The sequence below is a fragment of the Desulfovibrio psychrotolerans genome (assembly GCF_013340305.1).
GTDB classification, from domain to species: Bacteria; Desulfobacterota; Desulfovibrionia; order Desulfovibrionales; family Desulfovibrionaceae; genus Halodesulfovibrio; species Halodesulfovibrio psychrotolerans.
Genome location: NZ_BLVP01000043.1, coordinates 72441 through 95845, shown reverse-complemented (window position 1 = coordinate 95845; position 23405 = coordinate 72441). Strand labels below are relative to the sequence as shown.

General features: G+C 54.9%; 17 protein-coding genes. 10 read left to right on the top strand and 7 right to left on the bottom strand.

The genetic code is table 11. The features are described 5' to 3' along the window. Positions 1 to 5: 5 nt before the first annotated feature. The 9 genes from HUV26_RS16095 to HUV26_RS16055 all read left to right on the top strand — a co-directional run bounded on the left by HUV26_RS16095 (position 6) and on the right by HUV26_RS16055 (position 10563). Positions 6 to 695, top strand: coding sequence for a phosphocholine cytidylyltransferase family protein (locus HUV26_RS16095; RefSeq protein WP_174411160.1), 690 nt, complete (start codon positions 6 to 8; stop codon positions 693 to 695). Between the two features lie 197 nt (positions 696 to 892). After that, positions 893 to 1597, top strand: a complete 705-nt coding sequence (locus HUV26_RS16090; protein ID WP_174411159.1) for a metallophosphoesterase family protein — start codon at positions 893 to 895, stop codon at positions 1595 to 1597. After that, complete coding sequence (locus HUV26_RS16085) at positions 1594 to 2673, top strand: ATP-grasp domain-containing protein (protein WP_205245169.1); 1080 nt, start codon at positions 1594 to 1596, stop codon at positions 2671 to 2673. The genes HUV26_RS16090 and HUV26_RS16085 overlap by 4 nt, the downstream gene beginning before the upstream one ends. Positions 2674 to 2687: 14 nt before the next feature. After that, positions 2688 to 4001: a radical SAM protein gene (locus HUV26_RS16080; protein WP_174411158.1), complete on the top strand. Its 1314-nt coding sequence runs from the start codon at positions 2688 to 2690 to the stop codon at positions 3999 to 4001. Between the two features lie 8 nt (positions 4002 to 4009). Beyond that, positions 4010 to 5185 carry a class I SAM-dependent methyltransferase gene (locus HUV26_RS16075; protein WP_205245168.1) on the top strand — a complete coding sequence of 392 codons (1176 nt, stop codon included), beginning with the start codon at positions 4010 to 4012 and terminating at the stop codon, positions 5183 to 5185. Between the two features lie 52 nt (positions 5186 to 5237). Continuing rightward, positions 5238 to 7043, top strand: a complete 1806-nt coding sequence (locus HUV26_RS16070) for a class I SAM-dependent methyltransferase (protein ID WP_174411156.1) — start codon at positions 5238 to 5240, stop codon at positions 7041 to 7043. A 319-nt stretch (positions 7044 to 7362) separates the two neighbouring features. Beyond that, positions 7363 to 8448, top strand: coding sequence for a glycosyltransferase (locus HUV26_RS16065; protein WP_174411155.1), 1086 nt, complete (start codon positions 7363 to 7365; stop codon positions 8446 to 8448). Positions 8449 to 8455: 7 nt separating this feature from the next. Then, positions 8456 to 9409, top strand: coding sequence for an NAD-dependent epimerase/dehydratase family protein (locus tag HUV26_RS16060; RefSeq protein ID WP_174411154.1), 954 nt, complete (start codon positions 8456 to 8458; stop codon positions 9407 to 9409). A gap of 2 nt (positions 9410 to 9411) precedes the next feature. Then, positions 9412 to 10563 (top strand): DegT/DnrJ/EryC1/StrS family aminotransferase, encoded by a 1152-nt coding sequence (locus HUV26_RS16055; protein WP_174411153.1) that lies wholly within the window; start codon positions 9412 to 9414, stop codon positions 10561 to 10563. 30 nt (positions 10564 to 10593) lie between these two features. Here HUV26_RS16055 and HUV26_RS16050 read toward each other — a convergent pair whose 3' ends face one another. The 7 genes from HUV26_RS16050 to HUV26_RS16020 form a co-directional block, all read right to left on the bottom strand. Continuing rightward, positions 10594 to 12873, bottom strand: a complete 2280-nt coding sequence (locus HUV26_RS16050) for a methyltransferase domain-containing protein (RefSeq protein WP_174411152.1) — start codon at positions 12871 to 12873, stop codon at positions 10594 to 10596. Between the two features lie 116 nt (positions 12874 to 12989). Beyond that, positions 12990 to 14045, bottom strand: a complete 1056-nt coding sequence (locus tag HUV26_RS16045; protein WP_205245167.1) for a Gfo/Idh/MocA family protein — start codon at positions 14043 to 14045, stop codon at positions 12990 to 12992. Between the two features lie 12 nt (positions 14046 to 14057). After that, complete coding sequence (locus HUV26_RS16040) at positions 14058 to 15227, bottom strand: DegT/DnrJ/EryC1/StrS family aminotransferase (RefSeq protein WP_174411151.1); 1170 nt, start codon at positions 15225 to 15227, stop codon at positions 14058 to 14060. 2 nt (positions 15228 to 15229) lie between these two features. After that, positions 15230 to 15796 (bottom strand): acyltransferase, encoded by a 567-nt coding sequence (locus HUV26_RS16035; RefSeq protein WP_174411150.1) that lies wholly within the window; start codon positions 15794 to 15796, stop codon positions 15230 to 15232. 102 nt (positions 15797 to 15898) lie between these two features. Continuing rightward, entirely contained in the window at positions 15899 to 18805 is a 2907-nt protein-coding gene (locus HUV26_RS16030) for a glycosyltransferase (protein ID WP_174411149.1), read from the bottom strand. After that, a complete protein-coding gene (gene wecB, locus HUV26_RS16025; protein ID WP_174411148.1) occupies positions 18802 to 19893 on the bottom strand; it encodes a non-hydrolyzing UDP-N-acetylglucosamine 2-epimerase in 1092 nt (363 codons plus the stop codon). Before wecB ends, HUV26_RS16030 begins: the two co-directional genes overlap by 4 nt. 18 nt (positions 19894 to 19911) lie before the next feature. Continuing rightward, positions 19912 to 22065, bottom strand: coding sequence for a glycosyltransferase (locus HUV26_RS16020; RefSeq protein ID WP_174411147.1), 2154 nt, complete (start codon positions 22063 to 22065; stop codon positions 19912 to 19914). Positions 22066 to 22345: 280 nt separating this feature from the next. Between HUV26_RS16020 and mtnA the strand changes: the two genes are divergently transcribed. Beyond that, a complete protein-coding gene (gene mtnA, locus HUV26_RS16015; RefSeq protein ID WP_174411146.1) occupies positions 22346 to 23398 on the top strand; it encodes an S-methyl-5-thioribose-1-phosphate isomerase in 1053 nt (350 codons plus the stop codon). Positions 23399 to 23405: the final 7 nt, after the last annotated feature.

Sequence of the window (23405 nt, the reverse complement as noted above, 5' to 3'; positions counted from 1 at the left end):
ACCGCATGAAAGCTGTCATACTGGCCGCAGGCATAGGAAGCAGGCTCAGCCGCCCCTACCCCAAGTCGCTTTCCGTGCTGCCCTACGGGGAGAGCATCATGGGCCGCCAGATTCGGCTGCTCAAAGAGGCAGGCATCCGGGAAATCATCATCGTCGTGGGCTTCAAGATGACGCTGATCATGGAGCAGTTCCCCGATGTCTACTATCGTTACAATCCCAACTACTACATCACCAACACGTCCAAGAGCCTGCTCTGTGCCCTGCAGGATCTGGATGACGACATTCTCTGGGTAAACGGAGATGTGGTGTTCGAAAAAGCCGTCCTGCATGATGTGCTGGCGCAGAAGGACAACAACCGCATCTGCAACCTCATCTGCGTGGACACCAAGAAATGCGGAGAAGAAGAGGTGAAATACACCCTCAACGCACAGGGCTTCGTGGCCACCATCTCCAAACAGGTGCCCGATGCGGCAGGCGAAGCAGTAGGCATAAACGTCATCGGCAGGCACGACCTCCCCCGGTTTGTGGAAGCCCTGCGCCGCTGCGATGATAACGACTACTTTGAAAAGGGCATGGAAATCATCATCGGCGAAAACGTCCTCTTCAGACCCGTGGACATCTCCGTGCATAAATGCATAGAGGTGGATTTCGAAGAAGACTGGCTCTCCGCACGCCGCACCTTCCAGACGGCGTAGCGGATTGACCGGATGAACGCCATGAACCGGATTGCCGCGTGCGCTCTTCAGGCATCGCGGGGCAGTAAGCGGAATAACACCGCCAGCTCAGGCGGTACCTCTCCCGTCCAATCCTTTATCGCAGACGTTCGGCCATAGAAATTTACCCGTCATGCCGTAAACAGGATACAGTCCGTCAACAAGGCACGGTTGCTCGTATGGTGCAGGCCATCAGGTTAGGAGTTATCAGCGATGCGCACGGCAACATTGCCGCGCTGATGCAGTGCCTGCGCTATATGCAGACCCGCTCTGTCGACAGCGTGCTCTTTCTGGGAGATGCCGTAGGCTACTTCCCTCATGCCGGTGCCGTAACCCGCCTGCTTATGCGTCACAATGCCCAATGCGTCATGGGCAATCACGACGCCATGCTTCTGGGCAGACTTCCTCTTCCTCCCGATAAGGATGCCCTCTATGGACTGAAACGCATTGGCACACCTGTTTCCGGGTCGTGGCAGCGGCATATAGAACGGGTCGGTCCGGAACGCACGCTGGAGATTGCGGGGGTCCGCCTGCTGCTCGTGCACGGCACCCCAGGTGCCCCGCTGGAAGGCTACGGACATGACATTGGCGACTTGGTCTCCGACAAGGATGTGGATTGCATTCTGACAGGACACACGCACAGGCCGCATTTGCACCATACGGAACGCGCCCTGCTGCTTAATCCGGGCTCCTGCGGTCTTCCCAGAGACAGGGGCGACCTGCTCTCGCTGGCTATTCTGGACCTGCCCTCTCTGTCGGCAGAGATTATCCGCCTTCCGTTTGCCTGTTCCGATCGGTTACGACAACAGGCACACCCGCTCGTCCGGGCATGCCTTGACAGACGCCCCCCAGCCTTTGCTGGCACAATAAAGGAGTTTCCATGATCTCCCCTATCCCCGTTTGCGTCACCGGAGTCGGCGGTGCCTCCATCGGCGAGCAGATTGTCAAGGCACTGCGCGCTGCACAAACTCCGTATCATATCATCGGCACAGACTCGTGCCCACACAGTACGGGATTCGGACTGGTAAACGTACCCGCAACGCTCCCGCCGGCCAGGGCGGCGGACTACATCGAACAATTGGTGAGCCTGTGCAAAAAACATAGGGTTCAGGCCCTGTTTCCGGGGTCGGAAGCGGAGCTGGTGGAAATAAGCCGGAACAGGAACGTGTTCCGCGACATGGGCATTTTCCTGCCCATAAACCCTTCCGGGGTCATCACCGCCTGTCTGGACAAGGTGGCCACATTTGAAATGCTTTCCGGCAAGGGTTTTTGCGTGCCATGGTACGTGCGCGTGCGCAGCGAAGAACAGGCGGCAAGTTTTGCTAGCTATCCTGTGGTGTTCAAGCCCTCTACGGGCGGAGGAGGATCAGTTGACACCGTAATCGTCCAGAACAAAGAAGAAGCGAGTCTTTTTGCACGTTTTTTGCTAAAGACTTATCCGGAGTTCATCGCGCAGGAGTATGTAGGCACGGCGGCAGGCGAGTACACCGTGGGCATACTCAGCGATATGAACGGCACATTTCTGAACTCCATTGCGGTGCACAGAAACCTGAATTTAGCGCTGAGCCGCAGGCTGAGGGTGCCGAACAGAACAGAACGCAGAGAGCTTGGAGACATGCTGGTTATCAGCAGCGGCATTTCCCAGGGAGCTATCGGCCCCTATCCTGAAGTGACCGCCACATGTGAAGAGATTGCAACGTCAATCGGCTCTGCTGGACCACTGAACATTCAGTGTCGTTATTTTGACAACAAAGTGTGGGTGTTTGAAATTAACCCCCGCTTTTCCGGCACCACCTCGCTCAGGGCACTGGTCGGCTTCAACGAGCCGGACTGCCTGATCAGGCGGCACGTGTTGAATGAGGATATACCTGTCCGCTTTGCGTACAATCAGGGAATAGTTATGCGCCGGCTGGAGGAAACCTTTCTTCCGGAAGAGCAGAACCTAGGTAACAGTTGCTGAAGCAGGAGAAGAGGATGTTTCAAAGTACGTCTCCCCAAGAATGGCTCACAGATTCCGGATTGACCGAGAGCGGAACCCGCGCCCGGAACGCCTATGCTAATTATGTGAACTATATGCACGGTCTTGGCGTCCCTCTTTACAAAACAAGCAGGGCACTGCACCTTCTTCAATCCTCCGTGTACGAGACCAGCGAAGACGGGTATTCTCTCCCTCCGCACACGATCAATTTCTGCGTAAACAACCGCTGCAACCTTAAGTGCTCGTATTGCGACTTAAGCCACGGCAGAGCAGAAGAAGAAGGAAGCAGCAACACCAAGGTGCTGCATAACGTCATCAACCCACGCGCCAAGCTGGAGCTGCCGCTCGACGTGTGCAAAAGGGTTATTGACGAATCCGCATGGTACAGGCCCACCATCCGCATCCCCTGGATGGAGTCCCTGCTCTATTCCCAGCTAATCCCCTTTATCGAGTACACCAAAGAGAAGAATCTGCCCTTCTCCATGCTCACCAATGGCCTGTTGCTTCCCAAGTTTGCAGACCGTCTGGCAGCGCTGGAAATTGATGCCCTGCGTGTTTCTCTGGACGGCCCGGAAGCCGTGCACGATTCCCTGTGCGGCGTGAAGGGAGCGTACAAACAGATCACCACCGGCCTGAGAATGCTTGCAGACATGCGCCGGGAACGCGGCCTTGATATGCAACTCGGGTGCTACTTCACGGTCAACGATAAAAACTACCAGCATCTCGGTGCCTTTATCGATGATCTTGACCGGCTTGGCCTTCTTGATGAGATGTTCATCGGGGTCTACATGTTCAACTACATTTCCAAAAAAATGGTGCAGATGCACAATGAACATCACGCGGAGATAAGCGGAGCAACCGTAGAAGAAACCAGCGCCCAGTATGTAGACCTGAGCAAGATCGAACCCGCCGTTCTCCTCAAGCAAAAGGCATATATTGAAGATCGCTACATCTCTCGGGGCGCGCGTATCAACTTCCGCCCGGATTTTACAGCCCCCAATCTGGACTTCTGTCTCTCGGACGAGGCGGGCGTCTATCCGTCCAGCCGGTGCGAAACCCACTGGCATACCCTGTTTATTAATCCTGAAGGGCATATCAAGCCGCTTCCGCAGTGCATCCTCCCTTCCTTGGGCAACGTCATGGAGCATTCTCTGCTTGATATCTGGAACGGCAAAACCATGCGGGAGCAACGGATCACTCTGCGCAAACACGGCGCGTACTACGGCTGCATGCGTTGCTGGTCCATCTACAGCAATATCGAAGATATTCAGGGCAGTTGGGTAGATAACTCCAAAACTGCAGCGAAGTAGGTTTAACCATGAACCTTAAGGCAGAAACCCCTGTTGCCTGTCCGGTGTGCGGCGCTTTCCAATACCGGAAGCTGTATCCGGAGTATGCCGGGCGGTGCATAACGTCACAAATGTTCTTCCTAGACGACGTGGTGCTGGACAACCGGGTCTGCACCGCCTGCGGGTGCATTTTCAACGCCCGGGGCGTCAGGGGCATTGAAGAGCAGGTATACAGCAACGCCACATGGAAACCCAAACCCCAGCTGCTTAACTTTTCTTCCGGAACGGTGGTAAGCAGCCATCAAAAGGCCCTTGATACCTTCCTCGATCTGTACCAGCCCCCGGAATTCGGACGCCTGCTGGATTTCGGCGCGGGAACCGGAGCCTTTCTTGCCTGTTTTCAGGCGCGGTATCCCCGCTGGGAGATAACCGCCATAGAACCCGGAGACGGCTTCTCATCCCTCCGGCAGCAAGTTACGCTGCACGCCGCGTACAACACTCCGTATTATCTTGTAGATACCGATGCCACGTTCGATATGATCGTGGTCACATCCGTGCTGGAACACGTCGCCAACCCCCTGCATGCGCTGGAATGGATACGCAGCCACCTTACAGAAGACGGTGTGCTGCTGATGCAGCACCCGAACTTCGAAAAATTGCCGGGCGATCTCTTCTGCGCCGACCACATCAACAAGCTGACACCTTCTCTGCTTAAAGCATTAAGCGCCGCAGCCGGTTTCGGAACATTTGCGGAAAACAATGACGGAGTCATGTTCTATCAGGCACAGTCGCTTCAGGAACGAAGCCAGATGCCCTCTGCCGAATGCGTGGCACAAGCCCTGCGAGTGGCTGAAGCATGCGAGCAGACAGCCATCAGCACCATAGAATGCGTGCGGCAGGCGGTCTTCTCCGCCCGGAAAAAGGGAGGCAGAGCTGCTGTCTTCGGCACATCCCCCATAGGGTCCATGGCGCATCTACTGCTCGATTGCAAACCAGACATTGCTTGTTTCGTGGATGAGAATCCAAACGTGTGGGGAAGAGATATTGATACGATTCCGGTCATCGGCCCGGAAGATATGAAGAAGATGAACGTCACAGACCTCGCTCTGGCAATCAGCCCTGTCTACTGGCAAGCCGTTCAAGAAAAAATGAAGGCCTACGCGGTTGCTGTGCATGTCCCGAATCAACCGGGCCAACCTGATTAACCGGGTCAACCGGAGCACCGTTACCCGGAGTAACGCTTTTTGGGAGAGCAGAATGATAAAGATTGCGTTCGCGAACGATTGTGACCAGATGACATGGGCTGGCTACCAGTATGTGCATGGCGTGCTGGAGACTCTGGGTCTGCCTGCAGGGGATTCGTTCTGGCTGTTCTCCCCTGAAGATTCGGATATGGCTCTGTTCAGGGAATCCACAGCCCGGAAAGGGACAAACCACGACAACCTTCTCGGTGCGCTTAAAGAAGGGCGCATAGATACGCTCCATGGCATAGGTGCCTATGGACGCACCCCACTCTACCCCGCAATCGACGACATAAAACGGGCTCTGGATTATCTGGACTCGCACGGCATACACATACGCATCTGGTCCAATCACGGAAGCAGCAACCACGTTCACAATATTGCCGGGCAGGGGTCGCGCACCTACCAGCAAGGCGACCTGCCCTACTCCGAGCACTACATTCTGGATGCGATAAAAGACTACGGCGTGGAATATTTCTGGCTCTCCCACCGTCTGCGCCACACCCTTCAGGAGCCGTACCGCACCATCGTACCGGAGCGGACGCCTTCAGGAGATGCGATTCAAACCTTCACCCGATATGCACCATCATGGACGACAAATGCATGGACCATGCATGAGCTCATCACCCGCCGGTCTCTTGAGCAGGCAATTGCCAACGAGCAGAACGTAGTATTCTTCACGCATTGGGGCACCAGAGGCAAGGAGAACGATGGCGCGACCGCTCCATTACTCCGCCGCGACGGCATGGCTGCACTGGCTCTGCTGGCAGAAATGCAGACTGCGGGACAGGTTGCGGTGGTTCCCCTGACGGAACTTCTTGATGAGGAGGCAAACAAGCCCCTTGAGCAGGAGGTTCGGAGAATCGGCAAAACCTGCGTACAAACAGAATCTCTGGATCTGGACAATTACTACAAGACCCAGTTCGACAGAGAAAAGATTTCCTATTTTTCCGATGTAATACACGCGCTGGGCCTCACAGGAGGCACACTGCTGGATGCTGGCGGCGGCGCAGGGAACCTGTGCTTTCCCGCGAGTGAGCGGTTTACCCATGCGGTCTGCATGGACACAAACCAGAAAGCTCTGGATACAGGAATCCGTGTGGCCCATGCACTTCAGATAGACAACATCTCGTTTGTGCCGGGCAGTCTTGAGGATAAACTTTTTGAAAAAGAACTCTTCAATGTTATCTGCGCCCGTGGCGTCATCCATCTTGTGGAGCACGACAGGGTGCTGGTGCTGTTCAATCGGTATGCACAAAAAAACGCGACCGTGCTTATCACTGTGAACGGAGACGGCTTCTATCAACATGCCATAATCAAAAAAGGCATGAACGCAGAAAATTATTCCCGCCTGCTCTGGAACACCTTCCACAGAAGGGTAGGGGGCACGCAGGTACTACAGAACTATCTTACGTCCGCAGAGGACCATCAGAACATCCTACGCACAGATCGGGCAGAAATTCTTGACCGCATCATGGAAACTGTTCCCACCCGAATGGCAGAGGTTGTGCGCGCCTATTCGCCGGAATTAAAGCAGCTGGTGGGCACGCATTGCCTGCGCCACCTCTGCCTCTGTGCCAGCCAGCTCGGACTGGACCTGTCCCGGCAGCAGCAGGCGGCAGCACAGGCCGCCATCATGCCGGAAACCAATAAATGGTCCTGCCATTATCCGGAAGAATTTCTCGAAACCGCAAAACATGCCGGATACAGCAATTGCCTGTGGCGGCTCCAAAGCTTTTTCGGTCGGCCGGAGGCCGCAGACCCCGCTCCCGACTACGAAGAAGGCCTGCTTAAGACGTGGGTTGCCCTGCTCATCAAATAAACGGCCATACGGCAGATAACACGATATGCCCCCCAAAATACTCATCGGCTGTGCCGAAATAGCAAAATACACCTACAATCTCACTAGGGGATTCCGGGAGCTCGGCTACGAGGCAGACAGTGTTGTCCTGCGCAACGGCAGAAACGCGTTTTACAGGGAAATGGAATACACCTATGATGATCTGCCATTTCTTGAACAGACATCCTTCTTCCCAAAATCAAACGGTCGGGTTGGGATAAAAACAACAAAAGCGTTTGCAAATTTTGTTAAGCGGTACGACATTTTCATATTTATGGCCGGTACATCACTGTTCCCGAGAATGGTAGACCTTCCCGTTCTCAAATCGCTGGGAAAAACCGTCATTGCAAGGCAGTGCGGGTCCGAGGTCAGAGATACGGAACTTGCACAGATTTTCTGGCAGGCCCACGGCAGCGAATATCCGAACTACGAACAGGACAGGCAAACTCCGCCCGCAGACTGCTCCTCCGAATATAACGTCTTCGGCCTGGACAGATATCACCCCACGTTTGCAAACAAGCTGCATACAACCCGTATGGCAGAAATGTATGCCGATTCCATAATCAGCGGGCCGCCCAGCCAGACACTGGGAATACGTCCCTACTTTCAGACCGGGCCGATTTTCGATGTGCGCGATTTCTCTTTCAAGGTACCGCGCAGACAAGCTCCTGTCATCGTTCACGCCCCTTCCAACATGCGCTTCAAGCGGTCAGACATTATTCTGGACTGCCTGCAGCAACTGCGGGATGACGGGGTACATTTCCATCTCAAGGTGCTCAGGAATATGCCGCATGAAGTCATTCGCGCGGAGCTTGCAGAAGCAGATATTTTAATTGATCAGTTGTCCTGCGGGTGCGGCACGCTGGCTTATGAAGGCATGGCCAGCGGGTGTGTTGTGCTGGGGGGCCACAAAGATGCGGCATCGCCTCTGCCCCGCAACAGGCCCGTTACCCATATTTCCGTATCCACCATCAAAGAGACGGTGCGGCAGGTCATACAAGACCTGCCGTTACGGATACGGCTTGCCGCCTCCGCGCGGGAATATATAAACGATGGGTATGGCAGCCCGGCAAGTGTCGCGGAATACATGCTGCAAAGCATTGAAAGAGCGGGAAAAAACGACTGCGACCTATACCCCGTCCTTTTCACCGCCAATGCAGATGCCATTGCCCACGAGCCTTGCCCTGAATATCTTCGTGAAATGACAAGGCTAATATTTTTGAACCATGGAACGCACGAGTCCACGGACGTAACACGATTGGTCGCCGCCGGTTTGGTATCACCGACGGAGAATACAGAGGTGCCCCGATGGGACAACAACTCCTTGCAGGAAGAAGGACCTTGGGTTCTCACGGGAAAAAAAGCAACGTACGGCAGAACAGTGTAGGACTATTATGATCACAGGCAAAAGAATATGCATTACTGGCGGTGCAGGCTTTATCGGATCATCTCTGGTCGGTCGTCTGGTAAAAGACAACCAGGTTGTTGTTCTGGATAACTTTTCAAGAGACTCTCTGGGGCAGAAAGAGTATTCGCAGCACCCTAACATCACTGTGGTCAAAGGCGACGTACTGAATTACGAAGACGTGGCCCGGGCAGCGCAGGATGCGGACTACATCATCCACTGCGCCGGCATAGCCGGTATACGCACCGTCTGCCTCAAGCCCACCCGCACCATGGAGGTCAACTTCATCGGCTCCGCCAACGTGCTCAAGGCGGCAGTAGAAAACCCCGGCTGCAAGCGGGTAGTGTGCTTCTCAACAAGCGAGGTCTTCGGCTCCTGCGCCCTTACGTCCAAAGAAAATGACCAGAGCGTCATAGGTGCCTCCGGTCAGGCGCGCTGGACATATGCCGTCAGCAAGCTCGCGGAAGAGCATCTTGCGGTTGCCTACTACAGGGAGTTCAACGTCCCAACCTGCGTGGTAAGGCCGTTTAATATCTACGGTCCCGGCCAGATTGGCGAGGGCGCCCTGAAAATCTTCGTTCAAAAGGCTCTAGCCAACGAACCCATCACCGTCTTCGGAGAAGGCACCCAGATCCGCGCATGGTGCTATCTGGACGACATGGTGGAAGGCACCATGCGCTGCATAGAAAACGATGCCGCCGTAGGCGAATCCTTCAACATCGGCAACGCGCGCAGTATCCAGACCATCTACGGTCTGGCCAACACGGTCATCCGCGTCCTTAACTCCAAGTCAAATATTCAGTTCGCCCCCGCCCCCAGCGTGGATATCGAACTCCGCATCCCTTGCGTGGACAAGGCGCGGGATATTCTGGGATTTGAAGCGCAGGTTGATCTGGAAGAAGGCATTTTGCGCACGGCAGAACATTACAGCAAGATGAAATAGCCATGGCAGATTTTCCGCTTATACGCCCCGTCTTCGACGAAAACGAACTCGCCTGCGTCGAACAGTGCCTGCGGTCCGGGCATGTGACTCAGGGGCCCTTTGTGCGCGAATTCGAGGAGTCTTTTGCACAGATGCACGGTGTCCGTCACGCCTTCGCCGTCACCTCGTGCACCACGGCTCTGCACCTTGCCCTTGTGGCGGCCGGCGTTTCCGCAGGGGATGAAGTCATCGTGCCCGCCTTCAGCTGGGTTTCCACCGCCAATGCCGTGGAATATGTCGGGGCAAAACCGGTTTTTGCTGATATTGCCCCCCACGATTTCAACATCAACGCAGACCTGCTCGGCGATCTGATTACCCACAGAACAAAGGCTGTCATAGCGGTGCATCTCTTCGGAGCAATGGCAGACATGCCTCGTATACGCGAGATAGCGGCGCGGCATACCCTGTGCGTCATCGAAGATGCCGCCTGCGCTGCCGGTGCCAGCCGGGCAGGGGAAAATGCAGGAGCAGCGGGAGACGTGGGCTGCTTTTCGTTCCATCCCCGCAAAGTCATCACCACCGGCGAAGGTGGGATGGTAACCACCAACTCAGAAGAAATCGCTTACAAAATCAAGGTGCTGCGAAATCACGGCATCACTCCTCAGCCGCTGTCCCACATGTCCCACAGTTGGCAAATGCCCGAAATAGCAGAATGCGGCTACAATTACCGCATGTCAGACATTCAGGCTGCCGTGGGCGTAGCCCAGCTGCGCAAGATGAAAAATATTCTTCAGGAACGGCAACGCATTGCCCTGTGTTACAGCAAGCGCCTGTGCTCCTGCCAAAGCCTGCGGTTGCCACAGGCCGCGCCATTGGCAGCGCACACCTGGCAGTCCTACGTCGTGTGCCTTAAGGACGCAACAGTGGAAAAACGCAACAGAATCATGGATACCCTGCAACAGGCGTCCATAGAAAGCCGCCCGGGAACACAGGCCATACCCAGGCTTACCTACTATGCAAACAAATACGGCTTGTCCGCAGCGGCTTTTCCGGTTGCCATGCGCAGCGAGGATCTGTCGATAACGCTTCCTGTCTTCCACGGCATGAGCGAAGAGCAGATAGACCACGTGTGCACGGTTCTTTTGCGCGCATGCGAGGATGACCCCCGCCCCTGATGCGCGGTATCATCACCCTAACCGCAACCGCTAGGAATCTTGCAGGCGGTTTCCTGTTGTACCGTCGGCAACGCTCTGCCTTGGGGAATGATTCTTTGCCATAACGTATCGGCACAAGGAGACCGGAATTTGCATCTTCACCGCCCAATCCAAATTTTGCAGAGCGTACTCTCTGGCATGCAGCCGCAATGCGGGCTTCTGTAATGCTTGCTTTGCGAAGCCAAGCATAGCCAACATGTCGACAGGACTTTCATCATCGGGAATTACATGACAAAATGGCTGTCGGGCTAAAAAATCAACATCGCTCCCGGCGAATAGAAAAGGCAGCCCCCTCAAGGCGTATTCCCGATGCTGCAACGCCGCAGTCTCCGTAAGTCGCTTGCGTCCCGGAGCCAGCACCCCAACAGCAAAGGCGCACCTGTCTGCCAAAGGATCAACCTGCTCCGGCGTCAGTGCGCCATGAAACACAAAGCAATCTTCAAGTCCGCAGGCACATATCTGGTCTCGGTATCCTTCCAGAGCGGCTCCAGACCCGACAACATGAATCAGCATCTTCCGTGCGACAGAGGGGGCGGCTGCAAATCCGGCGATTAGCCTGTCAAGCCCGTGCCAGTAACGGAATTCGGCCACCACAAGCCCCTCTATCCGTCCGGCAGGCTTGGGGCGCTTGGAAAGGGGATGCGCATCCGGGGCGATACCGTTGCCCATCGCCCGTGTAGTGACTCGTCCTCCAGAACGTGCCCGCTCATAGCGGGCAATTTCCGGTGTCACCCCAACAATTCCCGCCGCACGGTGCAGGCAAGGCGTTCCCATTGCAAGCTCGCGAAGGTACAGATCTTTGTCGAGATGAATCAACTCGTCCAGCTCTTTTGTCTGATGCTCAAGAATTATGTTAGGAATGGAACGGCATAGTAAAACAAGGTGCTCATCTGCAACGGAATAACGCATATACACCACATCCGGCGCGAGCTTGCGCAAAAGAGTCACCGCAATGGACCCCTTATTCTGACAGCCGTCTGGAATATGACGCAAATCTATATAATTAAAGTCGTAGCGCGAGACATCCACGTCATCGCTTCCTTCTCCCATAACCACGCACATGCTGTTGGGATGGCAGGATCGAAGTCCTTTAAACTGTCCGTTTACCTTGTCTAATATATGCGGCGTATTTCCATTGGCAAACGCAAAAAAAACAATCTTAAAATCATCATCATACTTAAGATAGGTATGTTCATTCGCCTTCTTTCCTATGCGATACAGAACTCGCCCGTCAAATGAGGCCAGTGGTACAATCCAGTCCAGACAGGAATTGTCCACAATGAACTGAGCAAACTCTTCCGGGGCATAATTTACGTAAGCACCGCGCATTTGCGCTTCATTATGGGCGTGTGTTAAAAGGAAGAGTTCTTCCATTTCAAGGTTGCGCAGCATCGTCCGCAGGGCTTCGTGCTGCTCTTCGGTTTTCAAAAAGTGATGAAAAATGGCAAGGGCCAGCACGGTATCAAACTTTTTCCCCGTGCCCACGTAGCGAAACACATCTTCAGAAACCACATCAAAAGAAAGACCATTCGCCTTACGCAACCCGTTCATGAAATAGAGAAACCGCTGGCTTTGCTCCACAGCCACACAGTGCCTTCCCGTCTGCTCAATGAGAGTCGGAAGATAGCCCCAGTGTGAGCCTATATCCATCACCGTCTGCGAGGACGGAAGCATGTTCTCAATGATATGCTGCGTTCGCGCCTTGTGCAGGGCGCCCCTGTCTATCAAATCCGGATGGGCCAAAGGGGCATAAACCTTTCCAACCGTACTCTGGGCGTACGCATCCACCTTGTTACAAAAATCAACCCAATTCCGGTGACGAGCAAGTATTCGTACCGGAACGGAGGGCAAGTTGAGCAATTTGGCAATCGAAAGCCTGTGCCGGCCATTGCAGAAAAGTGGCCTCCCATATCTATCCAATGCAATGGATATGCAATCTACGTCTCCTATTTGAATATACCCATTGTCTTTTATGGAAACGTATACCTTTTCCAGACTGTAGCACCTGGTAAGAAACTCCTCTCTGTCTTTACAGCCCCATTTGGTCATTCCGGATTCAATCTGATCCACATTTTTCTTAAAATATTCCGTTTCCTCCCAGGGGACTCCTGAAAGACGCTGCTTGAACGATCCATAAAAATTAACAGATTTCTCAAAGGGCATCACATCCTTATCCCAGTCTCCATCGAGTATAAGCTCTTCCCGTCTGCCTATCGGCAGCTCAACACGCATTCCAAGCTGTATGGACTGTGGATTAAACCAATATATCATGGCAAACGTTCCTTCGACTGAGCACTTGGCAATATATCCCTGAACATCTCTCTGTTCATCCAAGACCAACGTGGGGGTTTTTACACTTCCCCCATGTCCGGGCCACACTCGCAGAATCAATACTCCAGCGGCAGAGAAATCGTTCTTCTGTCACGGGCGGATATGTAGGCGGCAATAAGCACTTCCAGCGACTTCAGGCCTTCTCTGCCGTCGGTTTCCGGTTCCGCATTCCCGCGCAGCGTATCAACAACATTCTTGTAGTACAAAGGGTGTCCGAAGCCGTACACAGATGTCGTCTCATACGAGGCACTGGACAGGTCGGCATCATAGTCACGGGGTTCGGCAAAATCCCACAGCTGCACCTCGTTCACAGCCACGCCGCCTATGCGCGCCGTGCCCTTCTCCCCGATAATGGTGATGGAGCCTTCAAGGTTCTTGGGATAGGTCAGCATGGAAACGGCCACGGAGCCCAGTGCTCCGGTACGCCAGCGCACGTTAATTACCCCGGAATCTTCCACTTCAATGTCCCGCGCAAGCGATCCGGTCATGGCCTGCACATCCGCCACCGGCCCGATAAGCCAGTCCAGCAGATCAATATAGTGGCTGGCCTGATTCATAAAGGCCCCGCCGTCCATTTCCCACGTGCCGCGCCACTTGGCAGAATCATAATATGCCTGCGGCCGTGTCCAGAACACGTTTACCTGCACCATATAAATGCGCCCGAAACGCTTTTCGTCTATTGCCCGCTTGAGCAACTGAATTGTGGCGTTCCGGCGGTTCTGTTTCACGATGAAAAGCCGCACGCGCGCCTCATCGCAGGCCTGCACCATGGCAAGACCATCTTTCCAGCGTGTCGCCATGGGCTTTTCGCTCATGACATGCTTCCTGTGCCTCGCCGCCTCTATGGTCTGCTGCGAATGCAAACCGGAAGGCGTGCACAAGATCACCATATCGCAGTCACATTCCGCCACCAATCTGGCGTAGCTGCCATAAGGCCGGGCCTGATACTTCCGGGCATAGGCCTCAAGCGTTTCCAGATTGTCGTCGCACACGGCCACCAATTCCAAATCTTCAGAGTGCGCCGCAATTGCTTCAAAGTGCTTACCCGCAATGCGCCCACAGCCCACCAGCGCCACCTTGATCTTCCGGTTCTTGATATTCTGGTACAGCATACGCCCCTCCAGCTAACTACAATGGTCCGAAATAACAGCACACACACGCTCCACCTCGTCCCTTTCCATGTAGGGATGGAAAGGCAGCGAGAGCACCTCTTCGCAACTTTGCGCCGCCACAGGAAACGCATCGGCGGCAAGTCCGTGCTCCGCAAAGGCTCCCTGCACATGCAACGGCTTGGGATAATAGATATTGGTAGGAATACCCTGCTCTTTCAAAGCACTGGCCAGATCACTCCGCCCCTGTGGCACACGTATGGTATACTGGGCGAACACGCTTGTCCTCCCGCCTGCCAATCGTGGCACAGTTACGCCGCAAGCGTCCGAAAGCCCCCGGGCATACCACGCCGCAACCTGTTCCCTGCGCTCCAGCTCTTCTGCAAAAATATCCAGCTTGGGCAGCAAAATGGCAGCCTGCATCGTGTCCAGCCTGCCATTGATGCCTATACGGCGATTGTCATACTTATCCGTTCCCTTGCCATGAACGCGCACAGAAGCAAGTTCAGCGGCAAGGGCATCGTCATCGGTGAAAATGGCCCCTCCGTCCCCATAGCACCCCAGCGGCTTTGCCGGAAAGAACGATGTGGCCGCGCCGTGACAACCAAGACCGCACACGCGCTTCCCCATCCATGTTCCGCCAAATGCCTGTGCGCCGTCTTCCAGCACCAGCAGACCTTCTGATTCGGCAAGGGGCAGAATCTGCTCATACGCGGCAGCCTGCCCGAACAGGTCAACGGGAATAACACACCGGGCACGCAACGGCGCCGCTTCCAATGCCGCAGGGGGCAGCGGATGCAATGACACATCCTGTAATTTCACCGCCTGCACCGCGCGGGCAAGGCAGGCAGGGTCCATGTTGAACGTTACCGGGTCTATGTCCACAAAAATGGGGGTTGCGCCCAGCAGGGCGGGCATCTCCGCCGTGGCAAAAAAAGTAAATGCCGGAACAAAAACCGCGTCTCCGGGCCCCACTTCCCACGCCATAAGCAGCATGAGCAGCGCGTCACTGCCGGATGAACACGACAGGCAGTGCCTGCTTCCCGCATACTCTGCCAATCGGGACTCAAGCTCCTTCACCTCAGGCCCCATGATATAATGCCCATGGGAAAACACCGCCTCTGTCCGGAGCCGTATGGCTTCTGCAATGCGCTTCTGCTGGCGACTAAGATCGATGAACTCCATACTCAAATACCCTCCAGACCATGATGTTCCCCAGCTTCACGCATTCTAAAATGCAAGTTACATACCGGGCAAACAAGCTTAGTGTCCAGTTTTTCCCCGCACTCGCAAACCCATCCCTTGTGCCGGCCGGGATTCCCATACACAAGCGCATGGTCAGGAATATCTTTTGTTATCACCGCCCCTGCCCCCACCAATGCGTATCGCCCAATGGTCACCCCGCAGACAATGGTGCAGTTGGCTCCCAGACTCGCCCCTTTGCGCACAAGGGTGGGCCGCATCTCGTCCATCCGGCGGATATGCGCCCGCGGATTCCAGACATTGGTAAACACCATGCTTGGTCCGCAAAAAACATCATCTTCCAGCGTCACTCCGCTGTAAACACTCACATTATTCTGAATCTTACACCCGCTGCCTATCTGCACCCGCGGGCCGATAACCACATTCTGCCCTATATTGCAGTTCTCTCCGATGCGGCTTCCTGAAAGGATGTGCGAAAAATGCCAGACGCGGCAGCCTTCGCCGATAGTCACATCCTCATCAACGCAGGCAGTGGGGTGAATAGAAATCATGTGAGCCTCTCTGTCGTATCGCGTTCTTTGTCCTTCAGACTGCACCTGCATGCAGTACACGCCATGAGATCAAAAAGTATGTAGTACGCCCGCACCCGCCCGTCAGCGATGCAAACGCGCAGAAAAATCCTTTGCATCCGGCTGCGCACAATCCCTCTGATGGGATTCTGCGTCGGAACTATGACAAGCAAAGATCTCCATGAGCACTTCACGCCATCTTTGCACATGCTTTTCGCGTGAAAAATGCTTCCAATACCGCTCCCGCCCTTTTTCAGCCATAGATGCAAGGCTTGCAGAATCTCTTGCAAGGGCAATCACATACTCCGCGAGCATATGGGGCTGAGCAAGCGGGAACATGTAGCCCGTCTCTCCATGGACAACAAGCTCAGGGATCCCGTTTACATCAGAAGCCACACACGGAGTGCCAAGCACCATTCCTTCAAGTATGGAGAGCGGCAGGGCCTCTCCCCGTGAAGGGAGCACAGACAGGTCAGCGGCGTAGAGATACTCCAGCGCATTGTCACGGGGGCCCAGAATATGAATCCGGTCTGCATGCGGTGAACGCTGCGCCTGCTGCACAATGCCCTCCCCTCCGAAACCGGGAAGCACCGGCCCCACCAGAAGAAGCTGCGCGTCAGGAATTTCCGCAACTATTGCGCCCATGGCATCAAGAAGAATATCTTGCCCCTTGCGCACCTGAATGCTCGCAAGACATATGATCAAAAAGGCATTCTCCGGCAGGCCAAGCTTTGCACGGGTTTGCGCTGCAGACTTGGCGGCAACCTCGGCCGCCTCATCTTCCCGGATGCAATTGTGAATGGTCAGCGACTTGTTGTGTGCAAGCTCCGGAATAGCCTGCCACTCCTTTGTCACGTTTTCAGCCACACAGATATTCACGGTGTAGTTTCGCAAGGCATCCACCATCGCGGCAAGAGAACTGTCGTCCGTAATATCGGCGGCGAAGTGGAACGGGGAGTTGTGGTTCATATAGACTGTCGGACACGCAAAGGGCAGCCCCAGCTCCTGCAGATAATCATGGGGCAGCCTCCTCACTCCTTCAATGATGATCAGGTCCGGCTTGCTGCCGGGCAGCCTGCAGGGAAGCCATTCCCCCTGCATGAAGGACTGCTCGGTAATCCCCATAGCAGAATGAGCATTTCTGCGCACCGTGGGTATCCATTCGGGCCATGGCGGATTCTGCTTGTCTCTCAGGGCGTGGCAATGACGGGCAAATTCGGCAATGGCGCCGGGCAGCCCCAGATCCATGGGGGTGATAATTGTTATATCGCAAAGATCATCGTTGTAGAGCAGGGAAGCCAAGGTCATAAACCTTGCCTGAGTCACGCCGTTCACTCCGCTGTTCGAGGCACCAAATCCGTCTGCGACGTACCATATGTGCTTCCGCTCGCGGGCCGTATTCCGGGTGGCGGAACATGGGGCAGGTGCAGAAGGGGCAGCAAGGTCGGTAAGGGTATGAGAAAAGCCCATGGCCTGACACAGCGTCCGCTCTGCAACAGACAGCATGCCCGCCTGCACTTCAAACGCATACAGTTCACCGAACGCCCGTGAGGAGTGGGGCGCAAACAGGGCCGCCCCTTCATACAGCCCCAGCTTCTGAGCCGGGGATTCTGCAATACTTGCCTGAATGCTGAACAGTTGCGAAAAAAACTCAAGGATATCCCTGTCCCAGTGCCACAGTGACAGGTAAAAGCCGCCCAGTGCGTGTGCCGGCGCAATGTTCCCTGCCCGGGCAAGCGTTTGCATGGCATGTGTTACCGCCAGTTTTTCCAGCGGATACTGGGCAAGCAGTATTGCCGCCATTTCAACGGCACGCTCAGGACTCTGAAGCTCAAAAAACTTATGGGTGCGGGCAATAATCTGCCGGGCAAGTGCGGCAAAAGCATCAGCAGCCCCCGCCGGCTTTGCCTGCGCTATGTACGGGGCAATCTCCGGAACAATGTAGGCTATCGCCTTGCGCACCCTCTCAGCCAATGCTTCCTGCTGCGCCGCAATCCCATTGTGGTTCAGCGGTTCTTCTCCCGCTGCCTGCCGCCTGCGAATGGCAATATTCTCACGGATGAGCCGGGGCGGAATCCAGTTGGGACGCGTCAGTTCGTCCTGTACCTGCGGCAGAATAGACGCATCATAGACAGCGGGGTTCAGGCGAACGATCTGTTCCTTGATCATAACGTCTTTGCTGCGGGAATCCATCAGCATAGACTGTTTCTTCCGGCGGTAAAAAAACAGCGGCTCAGCAATCTGTGCTCCTGCCCAGCCCTGTTGCGTGGCACGAATCCAAAACTCCCAATCCTCATACCCATGCACCATTTCCGAACGGTAGCCGTGCAGTTCTCTCCACATGCTTTTTCTGAATAATGTCGTGCACGTCTGCTGGTTCATGAAGAAAAACGACAGCGGATTAAATTCCTGAGCCGGCCAGATCTTGTTCACATCCCCAAAAAAGAGCGCTTTGGTGCTCACATACCCGAAATGAGCATGCGCCATGAGCACGGGAACCGTCTGTGCCAGAAACGACGGAGCAATCAGGTCGTCGGCGTCCAGGGGGAGAATAAACTCTCCTTTTGCCCGCGTTATCCCTTTGTTCCGCGAGGCAACAAGCCCGGAGTTGGGCTGTGCATAATACCGTATTCTGTGCTGCGGATACGCATCTATGCACGCCTTTGCCACACTCTCCGTATTATCAGAACTCCCGTCGTTTATGACAATAATCTCCAGCTCTGAAAAAGACTGGCTCACAACGCTTCTTATGCAATCAGGCAGATACTCAGCATGGTTGTAGCACGGAATAACAACAGAGATTAAGGGCTTATCAAGCTCAGGAGCCTTAACAGAGCCTTCTGAACGGTGTGACTGCATAAGCCAATCAACAAGAACAGCCGATTCCCCCGTATTTGTCAGGTAATCAATAACTGCTGCATGCAGGTTCTTCGGCCGCTTCCCGGTGCTTTCCAGCCCCTTCACAGCCTGTTCAAGAAGTTCCGCGTTCATCGTTTCCCGCCCAGTCTGTCTTTCACAAAACCCACAATATTCCGTGCAGCATCGCCAGCCCCGTACATGTTTTCCGGGTACTGCGCCTGCAGCATAGCCGCTGCCCCTGCAAGAGCAATCTCGCCCGCGTCGGGTTTTGACAAAATGTTCCACCCGCAGTCCGTCAGCTCACGCCAGCCGGTGTCGGGCATGATCACAACCGCACGCCGTCCGGCGTAATACGCCTCCTTCTGCAATCCGCCACTGTCTGTCACAACACAGGCAGATGCCCTGACCAGTGCCATAAGTTCCACATAGCCAAGGGGCGGCAGCACCTGCAGTGCCCCTACATGTCCATCCAGATCAAACCGGGCAATGCACTTCCTTGTGCCGGGGTGCAACGGGAGCAGAACGGGCAATGCAGCCTCTCGGCTCAGCCGGTTCAGTCCTGCCAGTATCTCCCTGAGCGGTTCTGCGCGGTTTGTATTAAAATCCCTGTGGATGGTTGCCACAATAAACTTCTCTGGCGACACGCCCAGCGGAAGCCACGGTTCCAGAACAGCAATGCGCGGCTCCATGCGTTTATACAGGTCGCACATTATATCGCCCGTCACCGCAACCGCCGCCTTACAGCCCTCCCGCGCCAAATTCTCCGCCGCCAGCGTTGAACAGCAGCATAACAATGCAGAAAGCCTGTCCGTAACCACCCGGTTAATTTCTTCGGGCATGCTTTCCGGCTGCTGCCGGATACCCGCCTCAACATGGATAATCGGAATATTCAGCTTGGCAGCGGCCAACGCCCCGGCCAGCGTGGTATTCGTGTCTCCGTAGACAAGCAGGGCATCCGGCGCTTCTGCCTTGAGCACTCTTTCCGCTCCAAGCAACATTGCCGCGGTCATTTCCGCATGGCTTCCCGACCCCACACCAAGATGATACTGCGGAGGGGGAATTCCCAGCTCATCAAAAAAAACATCCGACATTCGCGCATCGTAATGCTGCCCTGAATGCACAAGAACATGCGTCCACGCATGCGTTGCCACTACCTCAGCATTGAGAATGGCTTCTTTGATAAATTGTGGCCGTGCACCGACCAGCGATACTATCTTCACCTCTGCCCCCTGGCGTCTTTATGCATTTCCGGGACGGTCAACTGTCTTTCCGACCATGGCAAGCAGCCTTCCCACCTCAGGGCATCGCTCCATGAGTGCCTGAAGAGATGCTTCCTCCGCCTTTTTCCGCCCAAGATGCCGGTTCACCAGAACAAGCCGCATATATGGCTGCCATTCTTCAAAAGAAGATACGCCTGCCGCTTTCAGGTAATACCCCAATGCCTCAGGCAGTTCGCCACGCCCTTCGTGGGCAAGCCCCAGCCAGAAATAAGGATAAGGCAGGTCCGGACATGCTTCTGTCCGTTCCCGTATGCGCTCCTCGGATTCCTTAGACAGACGCGCCAGCACGGTGTGGGCATCAATAACCGGCAAAATGCCGTAAATATCCGCCAGCATCGTCTGATGCATGGCTCTGCTTTCTTCCCTGCGAACGTCCGGACGGGCAGTCCTGCTCTCGCCGGCATGCGTACGCACCAGCGCGGCAGGCTCAGGCAGCTGCTTGGCTACCAGCCCCACACGCATGCACCGGAGCCAGAAATTCCACTCCTCCAGCCCCCACGGATGCCCAGATGCATACCCTCCGGCTCTCTGCCACAAACTCTTCCTGAATAATGATGCGCCGGGAAACGTATTTTCCTCTTTAAGAACATCAGGGGAGTAGCGCTTGGGAGTCCACACACCAGTTTCATGCCCGAACATCTGCACCGCACAGGAGACCACATTAAGCTCAGGACGCCTGACTACATGTTCCATAGCCAGACTGACAAAAAACGGCCTGATCAAATTATCTGCCTGTAAAGGTACAATCCACTTTCCTTTTGCAGATTCTATTCCTGAATTATATGACCCGGCAAGTCCCGGTTCATTTTGCTGAATAATACGCGATGCGACATCAGGATATCTTTCAAGCAAACTTTTATAGGTATCCAGCAATTCATCATTGTTTCCATCATGAACAACAATAATCTCTAAATCTTTCCATGTCTGGTGAGCAACACTTTTGTATGCATCAGCAAAATGAATACTTTCATTTTGGCATGATAGCACAACAGAAACCATGGGAGACGCCTCCCCGACAACACTGCTGCCGTGCGCAACAGACTGTAAAAACGCCCCTAGCTTTACGGCTTTTCTATCCCAGCTGAGAACATGCAGGGCATACTCCCTCTCCTGCTCCCGTATCCCCGCAGCGATGCTCACCTTTTCAGCAAATTTTGCCAACGTGGCAATATCAATGGGCGATTCATCCAGCGGTGTTCTCAGCACAAATGGCAGCTCAGCGGAAAAATCCGGGTCACTGCCGGCATACACAAACGGAATCCCCTGTATCGCATATTCACGATGCTTAAGGGCGCATATCTCCGTAAGACCAAGCCGATGATACGCCAGACTGCCTATCCCCAGCTGGCACCCTGCGGACAACGCCTCAAGCTCTTCTTTGGCAAGCTTGCCATGATACACAACATTGGCCGACACCCCCACATCCTCTGCAAGATGCAGCAAAGACGAAATCTCTTCACCGTCCCCCGCAATATGTAAAACAACTCGGGGGTCAGACTGATAGTGAGCCAATCCCCGGATAACCCTGTCAATTCCATGCCACTTGGAAAACCGGGCCGCACAAAAGATGTGTATTTCATCACGTTTTCCCGGTCCATGGCACAGGGAATATCCTTCAGGGGAACAACCATTCGGGATAACAACCCCAGGCGTATCCCCCCCGCTACGTTCAATCTGATGTGATAAAATCTGATGGGTTACTCCAACAATGCCGGAAGCACGCTTCAAACACTTCTCCCCCCACACCAACTCACCTTCAAGCGATGCGCCGGAAACTTCGTTAACCTCAATAGTATTATGCTCAAAAACAACCTTACATCGCACACTGCACATAAAATCATAAAGCATTTTATCTGCAACTGGATATCTGAACAGCACAACATCCGGAGACAACTCCTCCAACATACTTATACAAGCGGAAAAATAATATTTTTTATCATACTCATGTACAATGTGTATAATATTATCTCTGGAGTAGTCAGCTCCTTTAGATCCGAGCACAACCCCCGTTATGTTATATCCCGCCTTTTCAAGACCATTAACCTGCGCTGCAAATTTTTTAAATATCTGCGCATAGTTCGGCTCAATAAAAGCAATATAAACTATCTTCATCGTCATTCCTTGCCTGAACACACTATCGTAAACAGTACTGCCCCTGCTTGATGAAATGTCTTTCCCGAGCACGCAGCCAGCATTGTCCGTCCGTATCGCAACCCCGTTGCGCCTACCATCTTCTCGCCGTTCTCTATGCACAGCCGGTATCAGCCTTTTATGCACTTTTCATTCCACATTCACACACATCTCCCCCTTGCCTGACCCCCGCCAAGACGCTATCCAAGGCGTGCACTGCCTGCGCTCCGGCGCCCACATGCCAACCCCCAAGAGGAACCCCATGGAACGCCATATCCGCTATTCCCATCAAGACAATGCCCTCATCCTGCTGGACCAGCGCTACCTGCCCGCCCGCGAAGACGACTTCCCGTGCCGCACCACGCAGGATATCATCTACGCCCTGCAAACCATGGTCGTCCGCGGCGCGCCCGCCATAGGCGTCACCGCAGCCTACGGATGCGCCCTTGCCGCGCGTGAGGTGGCAGCCGAGGCAGACTGGAAAACCGCCCTCTCCCACAGGCTGGAGAGCATCGCAGAAGCGCGCCCCACCGCCGTGAACCTGCGCTGGGGTGTGGAGCGCATGAAAAAGCTCTGGGCTGCCAACAGCACCGCAGACAGGCAAACCCTCGCCGAACTCTGGTTGCAGGAAGCCACCCGCATCCACAAGGAAGATATCGCCATAAACACCCGCATGGGTGCCCACGGTGCGGCGGTCATAGACGATGACGACACCGTCATGACCCACTGCAACGCCGGTGCCCTTGCCACAGCAGGATACGGCACCGCCCTCGGCGTCATCCGCGGCGCCATAGACGCGGGCAAAAAGAACATCTCCGTCATCGCCAACGAAACCCGCCCCTTCCTGCAGGGTGCCCGCCTCACCGCCTATGAACTCAAGGAAGACGGCATCCCCGTCACCGTCGCCTGCGACAACGCCTGCGGTCTGCTCATGCGCCGCGGCATGGTGCAAAAGGTGGTTGTCGGTGCAGACCGCATCGCCGCCAACGGCGATGCCGTGAACAAGATAGGCACCTATTCCGTGGCGTTGCTTGCGCGGGAACACGGCGTCCCCTTCTATGTGGCAGCCCCGCTTTCCACCATAGACCGCAACACCCCCACCGGCGACCACACCCCCATAGAAGACCGCACCCCGCGTGAAGTCACCCACGTGGGCGATACGCAGATCACGCCCGACGGTGTCCCCGTATTCAATTTCGCCTTCGATGCCACCCCCGCCGCCCTCATCGCGGGCATCATCACCGAGGTAGGCATCCTGCGCCCCCCTTACGCAGAATCCATTGCCCGGGCATTTAACGATGCCGGACTGGAGTAGGGCGGCC

Excerpts from the sequence above, each read along its gene's own strand:
- HUV26_RS16095 (WP_174411160.1), top strand. The coding sequence starts at position 6 with ATGAAAGCTGTCATACTGGCCGCAGGCATAGGAAGCAGGCTCAGCCGC.
- HUV26_RS16090 (WP_174411159.1), top strand. The coding sequence starts at position 893 with ATGGTGCAGGCCATCAGGTTAGGAGTTATCAGCGATGCGCACGGCAAC.
- HUV26_RS16085 (WP_205245169.1), top strand. The coding sequence starts at position 1,594 with ATGATCTCCCCTATCCCCGTTTGCGTCACCGGAGTCGGCGGTGCCTCC.
- HUV26_RS16080 (WP_174411158.1), top strand. The coding sequence starts at position 2,688 with ATGTTTCAAAGTACGTCTCCCCAAGAATGGCTCACAGATTCCGGATTG.
- HUV26_RS16075 (WP_205245168.1), top strand. The coding sequence starts at position 4,010 with ATGAACCTTAAGGCAGAAACCCCTGTTGCCTGTCCGGTGTGCGGCGCT.
- HUV26_RS16070 (WP_174411156.1), top strand. The coding sequence starts at position 5,238 with ATGATAAAGATTGCGTTCGCGAACGATTGTGACCAGATGACATGGGCT.
- HUV26_RS16065 (WP_174411155.1), top strand. The coding sequence starts at position 7,363 with ATGGTAGACCTTCCCGTTCTCAAATCGCTGGGAAAAACCGTCATTGCA.
- HUV26_RS16060 (WP_174411154.1), top strand. The coding sequence starts at position 8,456 with ATGATCACAGGCAAAAGAATATGCATTACTGGCGGTGCAGGCTTTATC.
- HUV26_RS16055 (WP_174411153.1), top strand. The coding sequence starts at position 9,412 with ATGGCAGATTTTCCGCTTATACGCCCCGTCTTCGACGAAAACGAACTC.
- HUV26_RS16050 (WP_174411152.1), bottom strand. The coding sequence starts at position 12,873 with ATGATATATTGGTTTAATCCACAGTCCATACAGCTTGGAATGCGTGTT.
- HUV26_RS16045 (WP_205245167.1), bottom strand. The coding sequence starts at position 14,045 with ATGCTGTACCAGAATATCAAGAACCGGAAGATCAAGGTGGCGCTGGTG.
- HUV26_RS16040 (WP_174411151.1), bottom strand. The coding sequence starts at position 15,227 with ATGGAGTTCATCGATCTTAGTCGCCAGCAGAAGCGCATTGCAGAAGCC.
- HUV26_RS16035 (WP_174411150.1), bottom strand. The coding sequence starts at position 15,796 with ATGATTTCTATTCACCCCACTGCCTGCGTTGATGAGGATGTGACTATC.
- HUV26_RS16030 (WP_174411149.1), bottom strand. The coding sequence starts at position 18,805 with ATGAACGCGGAACTTCTTGAACAGGCTGTGAAGGGGCTGGAAAGCACC.
- HUV26_RS16020 (WP_174411147.1), bottom strand. The coding sequence starts at position 22,065 with ATGAAGATAGTTTATATTGCTTTTATTGAGCCGAACTATGCGCAGATA.
- mtnA (WP_174411146.1), top strand. The coding sequence starts at position 22,346 with ATGGAACGCCATATCCGCTATTCCCATCAAGACAATGCCCTCATCCTG.